Origin of the sequence: Pseudomonas taiwanensis DSM 21245, assembly GCF_000425785.1 — a bacterium.
GTDB lineage: Bacteria > Pseudomonadota > Gammaproteobacteria > Pseudomonadales > Pseudomonadaceae > Aquipseudomonas > Aquipseudomonas taiwanensis.
The window spans coordinates 114,024-129,444 of the sequence record NZ_AUEC01000021.1 but is presented as its reverse complement, the minus strand read 5'-3'; the positions used below and the strand labels follow the sequence as shown (position 1 = coordinate 129,444).

Here is a 15,421-nt window from a genome sequence, read left to right as displayed (position 1 = left end):
ATGGTTGCTGGCTGACAAAGGCTACGACGCCGAGGCCTTGCGCCGTTACTGCGATCGATATCGGATGCAGCCGGTCATTCCGCTGCGCTCAATGAAACGCAAGCCCAAACCCGGCTTGCCAAGACTGTTTGACCGCCCAAAATATCGACAGCGCAACATCATCGAACGCATGTTCGGCTGGCTAAAAGAGAACCGCCGACTCGTCACGCGCTTCGACAAGCTCGCAAAAAGTTATGCCGCAATGGTCTCGCTGGCTTGTGTCATGCGGTGTATGCGACGGCTTTTTCAGACAGAGCCTAGACTCCAGGTCCTTGTTCGTCGTCTCGGTAAATTGCTCTATAAGAAACGGTCTCACTTATTTCGCTGAATATTGGAGCTAGGCTTCATCCGAGTTTGATGAGAGTTTCACCAAGTAACGGTACTCATGGGGCGAAAGCCTGCCATCTGGGCCGAACAATAAGCGTTCTGTAAAAAACTCGAGGAACGCCAGCGCCTCTTGCTGCACGTGACGATTGTAATAGGCACGCTGTGAAGGCGAGAGCCTACCTCGATTCTCTAAGCACGACCTCACCAGCTCTGCCAAAGTAGAGCCGCGTACGTCGAAGCGTTCGTCGATAGCCTTGAGGACGGTACGATAGCAATACCGAAAAACATGCCCTTGAGTTTGACTACTCTGGGATACGTTCTGAACGCGCATCTTTCTACCTCTATAATTTTGCAAAGCTCAACTACTTCGCAGTTTATGGTATGTAGAAAACGATCAAACCGAACGTAGGCGGCATTCGTATCTGATGAAAAATCTTGGACGTATACCGATTGTGATGATTTTATGCGGGCAGTTAAGGAAAAAAAGGCAGTGGTGGTGAGACCACGCCAAGATTGGGCTGGTGACCGTCTTAGTGTAATTGGTTGCAACGCCTCATTAGCAGGCAGCTTGCCTGTTTGAGAAAATGTAAACAACTATCGCTTAAAATTGGATGATTGTACAAGTACTATTGTTTCATCATTACACTGATGGCTTGCCTTTGGCACGCAACAAAAGCTTCCAATCACTTTGCGTTTCTAGCTGGCCAAGTAATTAGAACTAGTGCTCCAGCATGCCCTGTGTTCCCACCAGTGTCCTCAAATCACCTTGCATCTCTACGCCGCAGCGAATGAAGACAAAGCCATCGAGGTGGTTACGTCTGAGAATTTTTGAATCCCCCCCTAATTGATTTGTAAGTACAATCGCTTCCTCAATGACATTTGTGACAAGTTTCTGAATGCCATCAGCTGAGGCTCGGTAGATCGGGACTGACACTCCGATTGCGCCCAAGAGTCTCGGTCCGTGGCCAAAAACGGGAGCCGCTACCGTAGCCAGATCCGGATCGTTATCAGCGAAGGTGATGATGACGCCGGCAGATTCAGTTACGGTGTCGTCCTCGTAGCGGGTTAGAACCCTGCCAAAGGCACCGCGAGGCAGCGGAACCCGGTCGCCAACCTGGGTTTGAGCCCGAACGCGATGCTGCGAGTCTACTCGGAATAGGCATACCCGATGGTCGGCTTCCCGCCTATAAAACGCAGCACTCTCCCCGCTTTGGAAAGCAAGTCGTTCAAGGCTGGGTTGTACGTATTCTTCCAGGTTCAGCGCTGAGTTATACACATGTGCAAGACCGATTACGGCGCCACCGAGCCGATAGCCGCCTGAAGGAAGGCGATCAACGAACCGCGCCTGCTCGAGGGTCGCGAGCAGACGCATAGCAGTCATCTTGTTCAGTTCTGCCCGTCGAGCGATTTCCGAAAGGGTGAGGGCCTTGTCGTCACTTTTGAAGGTTTGAAGTATCGAGAGGGCGCGCGCCACAGCTCGAACCGTATCTTCGCTCATACGTACTCTTCAACTAGAAAGTGGCCGCACAGTATGCAACCACCCAGAAGCTACGTCACCCAATTTCCACTCTGCTAAACACACGCTTGGCATTGCCACCCAGGATCAGATCCCGATCTTGGTCGCTAAGCCAGTCGATGCCACGTACCAGCGCCAAGGTGTCATCGAAAGGCTTGCCAGTATGGACGTTGCAGCACTTAGCCGTGCCGAACATCTCGCTTGAATAGAGCACTCGATCTGCGCCCACGCGACGAATCAGCATTTCCATGGAGTCTTGATCATAGATGGCTAGATCGAAATACAGGTGGCGTATCTGTTCTTCGAATGGGAGCGCACCCCAATTAATGTTCAACGCCCTGTGCCGGCTGAACTGATAAGGAACCGAACCACCTCCGTGAGGGATGATCAGCTTCAGGGTGGGGAAGTCCTGAAACACGCGGGAGCGACACAGTTCAACTACTGCTGCGGTGTCCATGTTCACGTAATGGCAGCCATTGACATCAAGCGCCGGGTTGAGGGTAGAACTGGCGTGGATCATACCTGGTACGTCCAACTCGACCATCTTCTCCCACAGCGGGTACCACCACTCGCTGCCTAATCCGGGCGTGAAAGGTTCTACACTGCCCGATACATCCGGGTTGATGTTGCAGCCAACAAATCCCAGCTCGTTGACGCAGCGTTCCAGTTCTTCGAGGCAGTTTACGGGGCTGACGCCTGGTGTCTGGGGTAGCTGGCACACAGGTGAGAATTGCTCTGGAAACAAGCCACACACTTGGGCAATCAGGTCATTGTTCACTTCAGTCCAGTAACGGCTGATCAGCTCATCCCCGAAGTCGTGGCCCATCCCCGAAGCGCGTGGTGAAAACATCAAGTGATCGATGCCGCGTTCACGCATCTGGCGAATATTTGGTAACAGAGACGCTGTGACCTCCTCATCGCTAAAGCTCAACTTTCCCTTAGTTGGCCGGTTACGTCGGGTAATCTGCTGGCCGCGGTAAGCATCCAGCTTCGAGGGAGCCTGAGTGTAATGCGCATGGATATCAATGATCATGTAATACCCCTTAGTGGTTTGGTTGTTCGGAGGCGGAATTTGGATTGCTTTTTGTGCCTGTTCCCAGATCGTTAGCGTTGGCCTGGCTCGCCATGTCGACCCCCGTTGCATCTGGCAAGATCGAAGCGGCAATGAAACCTACGGCGTAGGCGCAGATGGCGCATAAGCCCATGGCCGAACCTAACGGCATGCTGGTGGACAGAATTCCGACCAGGGCTGGGACGATTGACCCAATCCCACGACCGAAGCTTGTGCAGAAGCCTGCTCCGCTGGCTCTGATGGCTGTTGGATAGAGCTCGGCAAATGTAGGCGTCAACCCCGACGCCAAACCGGCTTGTAGCAGCCCCAACAGGAATCCAAGAGTCAGCGTCACGGAAGGGTTTAGTGGGTAGAAAATGTAGACGGACACATTTATCGCTTGCAGAAGCAGAAACAACATAAAGCATTTTCCACGACCTACGCGGTCGCTAAGCAGGCCATAGATGAAGGGGCCTGCCAGAGAGCCTAGAATGTTTACGGCGAGATACCCGGCAGTGGATGTCATGGGCAAGCCAAGCGACATTCGAAGATAGGTCGGTAACCAGGTGATCATGACATACGCACCGCCCAGGACACCGCTGGCGAGCAGCGTGCTGGTCACGGTCACGCTTAACAGGGGACCACGGAAAATGGCCCTGAAGTCGGGTGCGTCCTGCCTTACGGAGACGGTCTTTCGCGATTCCTGGAATACATCGGATTCGACCACCAAGCGACGAATGATCCAGACGAATAGCGCAGGCAGCACGCCGATCGCGAAGAAAAAGCGCCATGCCAGGTGTTCGGGCGCTAAGGCGAAGATTAGCGGCATCGCCATTACCGATACGCCATATCCCACTGCATAGCCACTCTGTACCGATGCGGCGACTCGGCCACGAAGTCTGGGCACTACCGTTTCACTGATCAGTACGGCACCGACCGCTGCTTCACCCCCGTAGCCGATCCCTTGCAGTGCTCGAACGATGAAGAATTGCCAGAACTCGGAGCAAGCACCGGCCATCAGCGTGGAGAATGCGACCCACAGCACTGTAGTTTGCAACAGGCGTACGCGCCCGTAGCGGTCAGCCAGCATTCCGGCACCCCATCCACCGATCGCGCTGCCAACTAAAGCAACCGATCCAAGAATGCCCGCTTCACCTTGGGTGATACCTAAGGTGACGATCAAAACCGGCATCACCAGCGCAAAAATTGTCGAGTCCATCGAGTCAAGTGCTAGCCCACCGAAGCACGCCCAATAGGTCCGCCGCTCCCGGCTATTAAGCTCTGAATACCATCCCAGCTTCTTCATCCAATTCTCCGCCTTGCTTGTATTTGTAACGTCTGGCGATACACAATATCGTCATGCGTTACAAATACTAGGATCGTAGCTTTTAACTTTGCAAGTGAAATGAGCAGTGTTCAGCTAGGGGTAACTGGAGGGAGGGTTCCGTCCTGACGCACGGAGATGGGAGCCGTTCAACACATGCGCTGGGCGCAGCTGATGTCACCCGCTTGACCCGCCAGGAGTGGAGGAAGTGTATTTGTGCCTTGTAGACATCGCTGAGTAAGTGGTTTTTTAGGCGTCAGACCAAGACGGCGCGGCCTAGGGGGCATCGATGGCGGTGACTCAAAAAATCTCAGCGTTTGACAGGCGGTACCTGGTTTCTGGGTTTTGTACAGTCCTACGGAAACTATCAATCCGTTCAAGCGTTGTTGGGGCAGAAACTTCGCATTTTGTCAGGCGTCTGACATTGAATACACAAAATATGCTCCGGTTCATGGTAGGAGGTGCCGTAGGTTAGTGGCGGTCATGCCTAAGTAATAAATGACTAGATACCCGTATTTCTTACTAGAAATATTATTAATTCAAGCCAGTGGCCTAGTGAGATAGACGTAAATCTAAATGTTATTGCATTGTTGAGCCTGCAATTAAGGTAGTGTAAGTGGTTAAAAATTTTCAAGTCGCTTTGTGAGCGTTCACTTATTTATGATTCGACGGCACCTAGCGATTTGGTCGGGAAAGCCAATTTTGCGAAGGGCATAGTCTTGGTCATGTGTAGACGCGTTAACCACATTTCACGATTGGCTAAAAAAAAGTCATTTTCCGCATGTGATTATGGCCTTAAAGATGCAGGTGTGCACTAGAAGCAGCTTCGCGCACCATTTATAATGGAGTCAAATAAAAACTCATTAAAGTGTTTCGTTTGGTATTCGTTCCTGAAAGAATGCCAGTATCATTGAAGATATAAATATGCTGTCTGTCCTTGTGAGTGTGCGTTGATCTGGTCAAGCATAGTCGAAAGTTGGTTATGTTTGTGTCATATCGCAGGGGGCTAAAGGCGAAGATGAAAGTGACGGCGGCATGCTTTACTTCGGCCTGTCAGAACAATGCAACATACTAATCGATAGGGGTGGGTAATATGTGGTTGAGAAACTTGGGTGTCGGTCGAAGGTCTGCGCTGTCTTTTTCATTGCTGGCGGGGCTTCTTCTAGTTCTAGGTGCTGTAGCCCTCTATCAGATGAATAAAATGGATGATCGAAGTGAAGAAATCGACGGAAAATGGTTGCCTGCAATCATGGCGGTTAATGATATGACCGCGGCAAGTTCGAGGGTGCGCTCGATGACCTTACGATACGCGGTGGTAGAAGGTACATACCGAAACAGCACTCTTGAAAGTTTGAACAGGGCAGTAAGTGCACTTGCGAATTCCGAGTTGATGTATAAGGAGATGATTGCCTCCCCAGAAGAGGAGAAGCTTTTTCACTCTTACAAAATAGCTAAAGATAACTACTTGGAGGATTCGGAGAAAGCTATCTCGTTAGTTCAATCCGGAAAGATAGGTGCGGCTAGGGAGATAATAGAAGAGAGACTTGGGACCAACGCGGAAATTTTAGCTGACGCCCTAATGAAATTGGCAGAATTTAATAGTAAGTCCGCAAATGCCTCATCTATAGCAAGTGATCAGACATTCGCTAACGCTGTTCAGTTCATTCTAGGTATGGTTGGCATTGCAATAGTACTTACATTGGTTTTGGCATTGACATTTACACGAACCATAACGGTGCCTCTCTCTCAAGCGATCGAAGCATCGAAAATTGTTGCCTCTGGAGATCTGACCTATAGCTTTGATATTCAAGGGTGCGACGAGCCTGCGCAATTGCTTAAGTCGCTGTCAGATATGCGGAGTAATTTGCGTGAAACTATCGAGCATATCGCTAATTCATCGACCCAACTCGCTTCTGCTTCTGAAGAGCTTCATGCAGTAACCGAAGATTCGACTAGAGGATTGCATCAACAGAACGCAGAAATCGAGCTGGCCGCTACTGCTGTTAATGAAATGACAAGTGCCGTTGAGGAGGTAGCAAATAATGCCTTATCAACTTCAGACGCTTCGGTCAAGGCTAATCAAACAGCGCGGAGCGGACGAGATCGGGTAGAACATACGGTAACGTCTATTGTCCAGCTTGTAGGAGAAATGGGCGGAACTTCGGTTAAAGTAGAGGAACTCGCCAATAATGTTCGTGACATCGGTCAAGTTTTGTCGGTAATTCGCGCCATCGCAGAGCAGACGAATCTCCTGGCATTGAATGCGGCAATTGAAGCAGCTCGAGCGGGAGAGCAAGGGAGGGGCTTTGCTGTCGTTGCAGATGAAGTTCGAGCGTTAGCGCACCGTACACAACAGTCTACACAAGAAATTGAACAAATGATTAATACGATTCAGGAGGGTGCAACAACTGCTGTCGCTTCGATGCGGTCAAGTCGGGATCGTGTGGATCATACTTTAGAGGTCGCACGTGCTGCTGGGGCTGCACTCGATGAAATAGCGCAGGCTATTTCGTCGATAAACGAGCGGAATCTTGTGATAGCCAGCGCGTCTGAAGAGCAAGCAAACGTCGCGCGTGAAGTGGATCGTAACTTGCTAAATATTAAAGATCTTTCTCTGCAAACGTCTGCGGGGGCGGATCAAACGAGCTCTGCCAGCCAAGAGCTTTCACGTTTAGCTGTCGATCTAAACGGCATAGTAAGAAGGTTTAATATTTAGTTAGCTTTTAACGTCACCGCCTTATTGGGCGGTGACGTTAGGGTTATTGGCGGAATTTTTTTCGATATTTTGCCGGCGACAATCCTACCCGTTGCACGAACAGGCGGCGGAAGGAGTTGCTGTCTTCATAGCCAATTTTATTAATTATTGCATCTATACTCGCTTCTGTCATTTCCAATAGTCGTTTGGCTTCTTCAATTCGAAGTAGTTGAAGATAGGAGAGGGGAGGGAAGCCTGTTGCATCCAAGAATCTGCGTTTGAAATTTCTTTCGCCAAATCCAAATTTCTGGCAAATTTCTGCAATAACTATTTTCCGAGCTAGATTAGCTTCCATCCAATCTTGTATTTGCAGTATTGCGCGGTCACCATGCTGTTTTGGTAGAGTCCAAAAAGGGTGTTCAGATTGTTGAGCTTTTGGCGGGTGAGCGTAAAAATACTCACTGCAGCGCAAGGCGACTTCTAAGGACATAAACTTTCTTACTATATGTAGTAATAAATCTACTGAGGCATTTGCGCCTGCGGAAGTGGCAATTCGATTGTGTTCGTAAACCATGCGCCCTTCGTTAATGCATACCCCGGGATAATTTCTCTTCAGTTTTGATAAAAATGCCCAGTGAGTTGTGGCCTCAATTTCATTAAGCAGGCCTGCTTCTGCGAGCATGAAAGCAGATGTACACATAGATGCCAGAAATGCGCCTTGCGCATGCTGCGTTTTCAACCATTCGCTATATTGATTAAAGCTGGGCTGTGCTTCAGTTAGACTGAAAACATAGCCTGGAATGAGTACAATATCAGTATGTTTTATGTCATTTAGTGCTGCATCAGTTTTTAATTCTCGTCCACTAGAGTTATATACTGGTTTGCCGTTTAGAGACGCTATAGTTATGGTGAATTTGCGTGTGGTCTGGCTTGCTATAAGGTTAGCTGCTTCTAGGAAATCTAGGGCTAAATGCGCTGAAGTGAATGAGCATAGATCTGTAACTAGTATTGTAGTATGCATGCTGCCTATTTTACCTAAAAAAAATCACGATTCACACTACTCTGGCAAGGTAGTGTGAAATATAGTCATACGTGAATCAAGCATACGCTTTCATGGGTGCTGCAAGGCCTTATACGAGTTGTCGAATGCGAGACATGATGTGAAAAGGAAAAACCAAGCAATTCGACAGTGGCGCAAAGTTTATCTGAATTCGCGGTGCCTATCTGAGGAACAGTATGCTGAGGCGATACGTATTGCATCAATGCTGGCGCTTGATGGGAAGGTTAGTTCTTCTGAATGGCGGCGTATGATTAGATCTGCTAACAGATATTTGTTGAAGTAGAACCTTGTTCTATCTATCCATTGCTTATCACCTTTCATCGCTTAGTGGCCTGGCTATGCCCTGTTGGGGACATTGCCGAGGTTCTAACCTCTCGATGTCCAATTTTTTTCAACATTGAGCGTGCTCGCCAATATCGGCTGTAAATTGGGGCGTTCGTTAACTCCGTGCACCAATTGCTGGCACGGATCTCAAGCTTAATTTACTTTGTGGGAATTCATTCGCGACTTCTTCTCTGGTCGTCTATATCGAAAGCTCTTTCAGTTTGTCCATCCCCTGTCGCATGAAGATATCGATCTTACCTCCAAAATGCAATTGCCTGATTGGGGTCATAAGCTTTCATTATATTGGGAGTTGGAACGATTTGAGTAAGGCCGACGACTCTCATGTGATGAAGTTGGCGTTAATCTCGTGCATGCCGGGCAATGGCTATGTAGTGTTCGAGCGAGTCTCTTCAAAAATGCACTGAGCCTGTGCCTCTCTGCTGGATTCGGGGGCGGAGAGGTTAGGAAACTATCGATTCTACTGTGTCCATAAGTATATCTTATGGTTCTACATAGAATCGCTCTTGGCGCGAGCCAAAACCTTCCAGATACAGTTGCCCATATCCGCAACCCATGCGTATAGGGCAACTGAATGGATCCGCAACGTATTAAAGATTTCATCGACCTGGTCAAGGCATCCGATCTGACCGATCTTTCGTTCAGTGAAGGGGGAAGCACACTTCACCTGAAGCGATACGTCCGCTCGGCGCTCGCCGTGTGTGACCACGCCGAGCCACATTCATCTGCGCAAGAACCGTCATCTAGTCGAGAAGCTGTGCGACGTGTCCAAGAAAATCCCGGCGCTGGGCCGCTGGCGCGAGAAGTTCGCTCACCGCTATTCGGTGTTTTGCATCTGACACCTTCACCCGAAGAGCCTGAATTCGTGACCCTGGGAAGTGAAGTTCAGGCAGGCCAGGCACTATGCATCATTGAAGCGATGAAGATGTTCCATACGGTGCGAGCGGAGAAGGGTGGCATCGTTGACCGCGCACGCTAAGTTTCATGTCGAAGGTGTTTCTACCAACTTGCCGCTGCACCTGCAGATTCTCGAGGATGGTACATTCAAGAATGGCGCCGTTGATATCCATCACCTGGAAGCTTGGCTGAAGCTCAAGTAAGGAAGGAGCTGATATATGCAAATTGAAGAGCTGCGCCAGCTGGCTGATTGGATGAGGGAGGCCGAACTCTCCGAGCTGAACCTCACCGGCAGCACCGTTGAAGTACGGATGCATCGTGCGGTGCACACTTTATCTTCTGTTGAGCTCCCACCAGCACTGGCCATCGCTCCCCCGACAGTAGAGATTGTGGCCTCATCATTCTGTGGGCATTTTTACCGGCGACCCCGTGGGGTGCCGACCCTATGATCGCTGATGAGCGGTTGGTGGTGGTTGGCGATCCAATCGGAATCATTGAGGTGGGTGAATTATCGCTACCTGTCGTTTCAGGGGCATGTGGGGTGGCGCAAGGCTACTTGGTGAAGGATGGCCAATTGGTCGAATATGGGACGCCACTGCTTGCTATACAAGCAAAGGACGGCGAAGTTTTAAGTTGATTGTTTACATTAAGAATTCAGGGCGCGCCACCGGCATTAGGCTCAACTTCGTCGAGCGTGTCCTGAATGATGAATTTTGTGAAGTCGCAGGACTGCTGTGCGATGTGGACGATCCCCTCCATGAAAATGTCCGTCGCCGGACTACGGTGAATGGCCACGTACTGAACTCTGGGTAATGGCGGCGTGACCTCCAAGGCAACCAGAAGCCTTCTATCCTGCAGGGCGCCAAGGCAGTGTTTTGGCAGGTACGCGGTTGCCAAGCCCGACACCGCGAGACCGATTTGCGCTAGTAGATTGCTGCAGACTATGGAACGTGATAGGTCCGCGCCCTGTGCCTTGAACCACTGTCCGTAAGCCTTGCCCATCCCCGAAAGCACGCCCTGAACGATTAGCATGCGTCCGGTGAGTTCATCCAAGGTAAAATGCTTCTGATCTCCTGCCAGACTTGGCGCACACATCCAAACATTTTCCACTTTTCCCAACGGCTGCGTCGTGTAGCGATTGTCGTCAAAAATGTCGGGCACAATGATCAGATCAATGGAGTTGCTTTGCAGACGGTCGTGCAATGTCACACTGAGGTCGACTACAGGAATGATCTCCACAAGTGGGTAGGTCGCCTTTATTCCTCGAACCAAATCGGGTAGCCAGGTAAGGGCGGTCAACTCGGTCACGCCTAGACGCAGCTTCCGCCGTAAGGTTGCCGGGCTTTCTAAGCGTTGCAGAATCGCATCGCGCTGATCGAGTAAGGGCAGCGCCAGACTGACAATCTGCTCGCCCAGGGGGGTCAGTTGAGAACTGCGCCGGCTGCGGTCAAACAAGGGTTGGCCGTAGCGGGACTCCAGATCCTGCACACGTTTGGAGACTGCAGATTGTGTCGTGTTGAGAAAGTCGGCAGCTGCCTCGAAACTGCCGAGACGAGCGACCCAATAGACGGCTTCGATTTGTTTGAATGTGATCAACGGCTACTCCTCGAGTCCGCGATGTTAACGAGAACATCGCTAGGTCGGCTCAGGTTGGACAATGTGCCCTTTAGGCGTCGCTCAATCCTAGCATGCAGTTGCTTCAAGCCGAGGCAGATATAGCTTGAAATGCCGCCAGCCTTGCGCTGGCGGCTTTACAGTGGTTTCTAGCGCATGGCAGACAATGGGGTGATTACACCGCCACCATTCTCAATAAGAACGCGAAGCTTTTGTGCAATTTCGACTGCGTTCGGGCCATCGCCGTGCACCATGATGACCGAAGCGTTGATCCGTATAGAGTTACCTGTGATCGTTGTCACGGTGCCAGAGTCTAGTAGCTGCGTTACCCGTCGTGCCGCCTCCTCGGGATCTTTGATCGTTGCCCCGGGATTGCCTCGAGGGACTAGCATGCCGTCATCACAGTAAGCCCTATCAGAGAAAAATTTGTTATGTGTTCGCATGCCGTATCGCATAGCTGCACGGGCAACTGCGCCGTTGGGCACTACAGGAAATATCAGTTCTGAATCAAACCTGTGGACAGTCTTGACAAGAATGTCGGCGAGCTCTTCGTCTCGGAAAAGTCTATTGCCGAGCGCACCATGGAAGCTCAGATGGGTAAGCTTATGCCCTGCATCCCTGGTGATCGCCGAGAGGGCGCCCAGTTGGTAGAGCAGCTCACTCCGCAGTTCGGATGGTTCAAGCGGCAGTTGTCGACGTCCAAAATGCCTAAGGTCATGGAAGCCGGGATGGGCCCCAATATCGACCCCATTTTTAGCTGCTAGTGCGACGGTGCGCGTCATGATCAAAGGATCGCCGGCATGGAAACCACAAGCGATGTTTGCGGAGGAAACGATACGCAGCAGTCCTTCATCGTCGCCCATTGAGTATGGCCCAAAGCCTTCCCCCATATCGCAGTTCAAGTCAATTTGCATGGGTATGTCCTGGCTGAGTTCGGGATATGTAGCGCCGGGCGAATTCGATGTTCTTTTGAGTACTAGAGATTCGCTCTTGCAGCGCACGCTCCATTTCGAGGGCGTCGGTGTAGTCGATTGGTGCGAAGCGGATCTTGGTACCGATGGGCATCTGAGCCAGGCGCCAAAGGTCGGCCCTTATCACAGCGCCAATCTTAGGGTAGCCGCCGGTAACATTGGCGTCGGCCATTTGTACAACCGGCAAGCCATTTGGTGGAACTTGAATCACACCCGGAATGATTCCATGGGATTTCATTTCGACTGGCTGCTTGAAAATCAGTGGATCGCCGTTGAGACGAAAACCCATCCTGTTACTCTGGTTAGAGATCGTCCAGGACGATTGGTAAAACCGCCAGACGCTTTCGTCGGTGAAGAGCTCTGCATCCCCAGCTGCCACTACATGAACCGGGCATGCGGCCATATCAGTCAGATACTCCCTTGGCGGGCGAATACCGAAGGGTGCATTTTGACTGTCGGTGCATAAGCCAATCTGGAGTTGATCGCCCTCACGCAAATAGCGACCTTCAAAACCGCCAAGCGAACCTCGGTTCTGCGTGCTTCTGGACCCAAGTACGGACGGCACGTCGATGCCTCCCGAAATGCAGAGGTAGGATCGCGCTCCGTGCGCTATGGCTGACAGGTCCAATATCTGCCCAGCCGTTGCGCAGTAACAGGTCCACGGGAGGATGAAAGTGTCATTCAGTTGTGCGGCAACATGCGCGCCGGTGAGGCAGAAACTTGCGGTCTGTTGAAACTTGATCGTCAAAGGGGCCATGCACAGTTCGATGGCTGCTGCCCCCGCTTCATTACCGACCAGGGCATTGCCGAGCTGGATTGCGACAGGGTCCATTGCACCTGCTTGGCCGACGCCATACTGGCGATATCCACTGCGCCCCAAGTCTTGGACTGTTGCCAAGGGCGCTGCGCGCTGGATCTGGATCATGTGGTTACCTTATCGATTACAAAGCGGACAGTGTCGCCAGGCAAAAAGTACGAGGGTGGGGTTTGATGGACATCAAACACTGGCGTCAGGGGGACGCCTATCGAATACCAGCCTGTCGGTCCAGCAGCAGCACGGACCCCGGTCTGTTCTCCTGCGATCATTACGGATAGGGCTGGCGCGTCTAGTAATGGCTCTTTGCGCCTTGGAATGATGAGCTGCTCGGGGATGCCGGCGAGATAGGCGAAACCGGGGGAACTGCCGAGAGCGAAAACCGTGTAGGTTGCGCTGGCGTGGAGTTCCGCCACCTCTACAGGGGACAAACCAGTGCGCTCAGCAACGTAGAGAAGGTCCGGGCCGCCGTAGGAAACTGGCATTTCCTTTATGCAATGGTGTTGTCGATGCCTGATGTCGTGATTTGTCCACGCTCGAGTGACCCGTTCGCTAAACGCAAGAAAGTCAAAGGTGAGCGGATCATGAACAAACAACAGGTTGTTCATCCCTTGCAGGACTTCTCGAATACCAGGCCAGTCGACAGCAATATCGTGCAATCCCCAGATCTTTCTTTGAGTTTCCAGAGACATAGGGCCGGGAACTTCCAGCAGTAGAGCTGACTCACCTAAGAGGCTAAGTCTTGGAGTGAAGGTCATGAATCATGTGTCTCCGACGCCCCCCGTGAACATGCGAGGGCTGCTATGAGGACTAAATGTCAGGGTTGATGGCAATGTCTTCTAATGGAGTAACTTTGTCTTTGCGTTCAAGGCCATAATAGGTTGTGGGCCCGACCCAATGATTCCAGATGGATGTTAGGGTGCCCTCATCTTCCAAGGCGATGAGAGCTTTATTCACCTCGTCGGTAAGCTGTGGTTGGTCTTTGCGAATGCCTACGCCGATTGGCTCTATTGCCAGCGGTTGTTTGATGATGGCCAGTTTCTTATCTGAATCCTGAGATTTATGGACGTAGTATTTGGCCGTAATGTTTGAAGTTACGAAACCTGCTGCTTTATTCTGCATCACGGATAGGTAGGAGGACGCAGTATCGTGAAACGCGATCGTTGATATTGAGTTGCTCTTGGCCGCACTTTCTGAAGTGGAGCCTGTTGGCGTCGCCAGCTTCAGCCCTCTGAAGTCTGCAATGGTGAGGTGTTTGCGCTCTTCAGGCGTTACGATAACTTCGCTGGTGATATAGTAAGCATGGCTGAATTGGATCTGCTTGGCCCTCACACTGGTATACGCCAGGTTTGCGACAGCTAAATCCACTTTGCCGGAGATAAGCTCAGCAACTCGAGCTTCAGTGGCTACCGGTTTAATTATGGCTTTTACGCCAATTTTTTCAGCGATGGCACGGCAAAGGTCGACATCGTGACCACTGGGGTTACGGGTTTGCGGATCAATGAATCCGAAAGGCGGAGTGCTCGACTGGACCGCACAGGTCAGAAACTTACGGCTCTGGATGTCTGCAAGTTGATCCGCTTGAACGCTCATTGATGCAAGGCTTGCGGCTGCACTCAAACCAATAAATAATGTACGCATATCTAAATCCGCCTCGCTATGGGTTGTGAGTTTTTGTAGGGCAGACGTAAAAAGGTGATGCAGCCGGATGCAGAGTCAGTAAGTTTTTGGGTTTTACTATCTGGCTACATTTCCAGAATACACAGTTTAGGCGTTGCAAAGAAATATCACGGGCCTATGCAGATATAATTATTGCTTATGGTGATCCCGCATCGTGTGGACGTGTCGTTCGAGAACCTCCAACAGCACTTGACGGGCGGCCTGCACTGCTTGGGTTGGCTGGATGCGTTCTGCTTCGCACAAGGCTAGATGTGCGATAACAGGAGCCTCGATGGGATGACAGCTGATGCTGGGCATCTCAGAGCGTAAATGCATGGCTACGGAGCGGGGGAGGACAGATGAGCCGAGGCCGGAAGCGATGGCTTCTCCTAGTGTCGATGTTTTGCAGATTTCGGCAACCACCTTCGGTTGCCTGTTCATGCGTTGAAACGCATCCTCGACAATGCGTCGCAAGAAGTGCTCTGTGTTTGCCAGGATGTAGTAGTCATCAAGGATGTCAGCAAGTTTGATCGGACCTTCGGGTATATCCCTTCGCGCCGAGAGGTAGTACAGCGGTTCTTCAAAGACCGGGGTGAAACGAATGCCATATGGTATGCCGGCGGTATACAGGCTTGTGCCCAGAATCGCCAAGTCAATACGGCCGCTCATGACCAACTCACTTTGGCGCAATCCTGAGTTCTGGTTCAGGTCCAAAACAATGCCAGGATGTCGGTCGCGTATCTGATGTAGTAATGGCATTGCTAATAGCTCGGCCATCGAGCTTTGGGCCAGAGCGATGCGAACTTTGCCTGAGATGTCCCCGGCAACCGAGTGGACCTCCGATTGGGCTTGCTCGCACTGCCGAATGATCAGCAGCGCATGCCTATAGAGGGCGGCTCCGGCCGGGGTGGGGGCTACACCGCGTTTTGTACGAATCAACAGCGTCTGCTTCAGTTCGCTCTCGAGCACGGCCAACTGTTGGCTCAAAGCTGGTTGAGCAATGTAGAGAACCTCCGCTGCCTGTGTGAGGCTGCCAATCTCAACGCTTTTCACGAAGTACATCAGCCGCCGAAGGTTCAGTGGTCGAGTCGAGATCATGCCTCACCTCATTC

At 51.2% G+C, this 15,421-nt stretch carries 14 protein-coding genes and 1 pseudogene; 5 read left to right on the top strand and 10 right to left on the bottom strand.

Annotation, left to right across the window (positions count from 1 at the left end; all coding sequences use genetic code 11):
• Positions 1-286, top strand: a pseudogene (locus H620_RS26415) (transposase); the annotation flags it as partial.
• 798 nt (positions 287-1,084) lie between these two features.
• On the opposite strand, the gene H620_RS25725 reads toward H620_RS26415, so the two are convergent.
• From H620_RS25725 to H620_RS0110215, 3 genes are read right to left on the bottom strand one after another with little or no spacing between them, the layout of a single operon-like run.
• On the bottom strand, positions 1,085-1,864 hold the full coding sequence (locus tag H620_RS25725) for an IclR family transcriptional regulator (protein WP_049818767.1): 780 nt from the start codon (positions 1,862-1,864) through the stop codon (positions 1,085-1,087).
• Between the two features lie 55 nt (positions 1,865-1,919).
• A complete protein-coding gene (locus tag H620_RS0110220; protein ID WP_027907293.1) occupies positions 1,920-2,915 on the bottom strand; it encodes an amidohydrolase family protein in 996 nt (331 codons plus the stop codon).
• Between the two features lie 10 nt (positions 2,916-2,925).
• On the bottom strand, positions 2,926-4,239 hold the full coding sequence (locus tag H620_RS0110215) for an MFS transporter (RefSeq protein ID WP_027907292.1): 1,314 nt from the start codon (positions 4,237-4,239) through the stop codon (positions 2,926-2,928).
• Between the two features lie 1,111 nt (positions 4,240-5,350).
• Here H620_RS0110215 and H620_RS0110210 point away from each other — a divergent pair.
• The gene (locus tag H620_RS0110210) at positions 5,351-6,973 is read left to right on the top strand and encodes a methyl-accepting chemotaxis protein (RefSeq protein ID WP_027907291.1); all 1,623 of its coding nucleotides are present in this window, start codon (positions 5,351-5,353) and stop codon (positions 6,971-6,973) included.
• Positions 6,974-7,016: 43 nt separating this feature from the next.
• Here H620_RS0110210 and H620_RS26405 read toward each other — a convergent pair whose 3' ends face one another.
• The gene (locus H620_RS26405; protein WP_081669676.1) at positions 7,017-7,973 is read right to left on the bottom strand and encodes a GlxA family transcriptional regulator; all 957 of its coding nucleotides are present in this window, start codon (positions 7,971-7,973) and stop codon (positions 7,017-7,019) included.
• Positions 7,974-8,928: 955 nt separating this feature from the next.
• Between H620_RS26405 and H620_RS26400 the strand changes: the two genes are divergently transcribed.
• The 3 genes from H620_RS26400 to H620_RS26940 all read left to right on the top strand — a co-directional run bounded on the left by H620_RS26400 (position 8,929) and on the right by H620_RS26940 (position 9,888).
• Positions 8,929-9,333: an acetyl-CoA carboxylase biotin carboxyl carrier protein gene (locus tag H620_RS26400; RefSeq protein WP_081669675.1), complete on the top strand. Its 405-nt coding sequence runs from the start codon at positions 8,929-8,931 to the stop codon at positions 9,331-9,333.
• A 136-nt stretch (positions 9,334-9,469) separates the two neighbouring features.
• A complete protein-coding gene (locus tag H620_RS0110190; protein WP_027907289.1) occupies positions 9,470-9,700 on the top strand; it encodes a hypothetical protein in 231 nt (76 codons plus the stop codon).
• Positions 9,697-9,888 (top strand): hypothetical protein, encoded by a 192-nt coding sequence (locus H620_RS26940; protein WP_155950778.1) that lies wholly within the window; start codon positions 9,697-9,699, stop codon positions 9,886-9,888. The genes H620_RS0110190 and H620_RS26940 overlap by 4 nt, the downstream gene beginning before the upstream one ends.
• Before the next feature lie 17 nt (positions 9,889-9,905).
• On the opposite strand, the gene H620_RS0110185 is transcribed toward H620_RS26940, so the two are convergent.
• The 6 genes from H620_RS0110185 to H620_RS25715 all read right to left on the bottom strand — a co-directional run bounded on the left by H620_RS0110185 (position 9,906) and on the right by H620_RS25715 (position 15,407).
• Positions 9,906-10,847: a LysR family transcriptional regulator gene (locus H620_RS0110185; RefSeq protein WP_027907288.1), complete on the bottom strand. Its 942-nt coding sequence runs from the start codon at positions 10,845-10,847 to the stop codon at positions 9,906-9,908.
• 167 nt (positions 10,848-11,014) lie between these two features.
• Entirely contained in the window at positions 11,015-11,779 is a 765-nt protein-coding gene (locus H620_RS26390) for a LamB/YcsF family protein (protein ID WP_081669673.1), read from the bottom strand.
• Positions 11,769-12,761 (bottom strand): 5-oxoprolinase subunit C family protein, encoded by a 993-nt coding sequence (locus tag H620_RS25720; RefSeq protein ID WP_049818765.1) that lies wholly within the window; start codon positions 12,759-12,761, stop codon positions 11,769-11,771. The genes H620_RS26390 and H620_RS25720 overlap by 11 nt, the downstream gene beginning before the upstream one ends.
• Complete coding sequence (gene pxpB, locus H620_RS0110170; RefSeq protein ID WP_027907286.1) at positions 12,758-13,408, bottom strand: 5-oxoprolinase subunit PxpB; 651 nt, start codon at positions 13,406-13,408, stop codon at positions 12,758-12,760. Before pxpB ends, H620_RS25720 begins: the two co-directional genes overlap by 4 nt.
• Positions 13,409-13,460: 52 nt before the next feature.
• A complete protein-coding gene (locus H620_RS0110165) occupies positions 13,461-14,291 on the bottom strand; it encodes a transporter substrate-binding domain-containing protein (protein ID WP_027907285.1) in 831 nt (276 codons plus the stop codon).
• A gap of 168 nt (positions 14,292-14,459) precedes the next feature.
• Positions 14,460-15,407, bottom strand: a complete 948-nt coding sequence (locus H620_RS25715) for a LysR substrate-binding domain-containing protein (RefSeq protein WP_049818762.1) — start codon at positions 15,405-15,407, stop codon at positions 14,460-14,462.
• Positions 15,408-15,421: the final 14 nt, after the last annotated feature.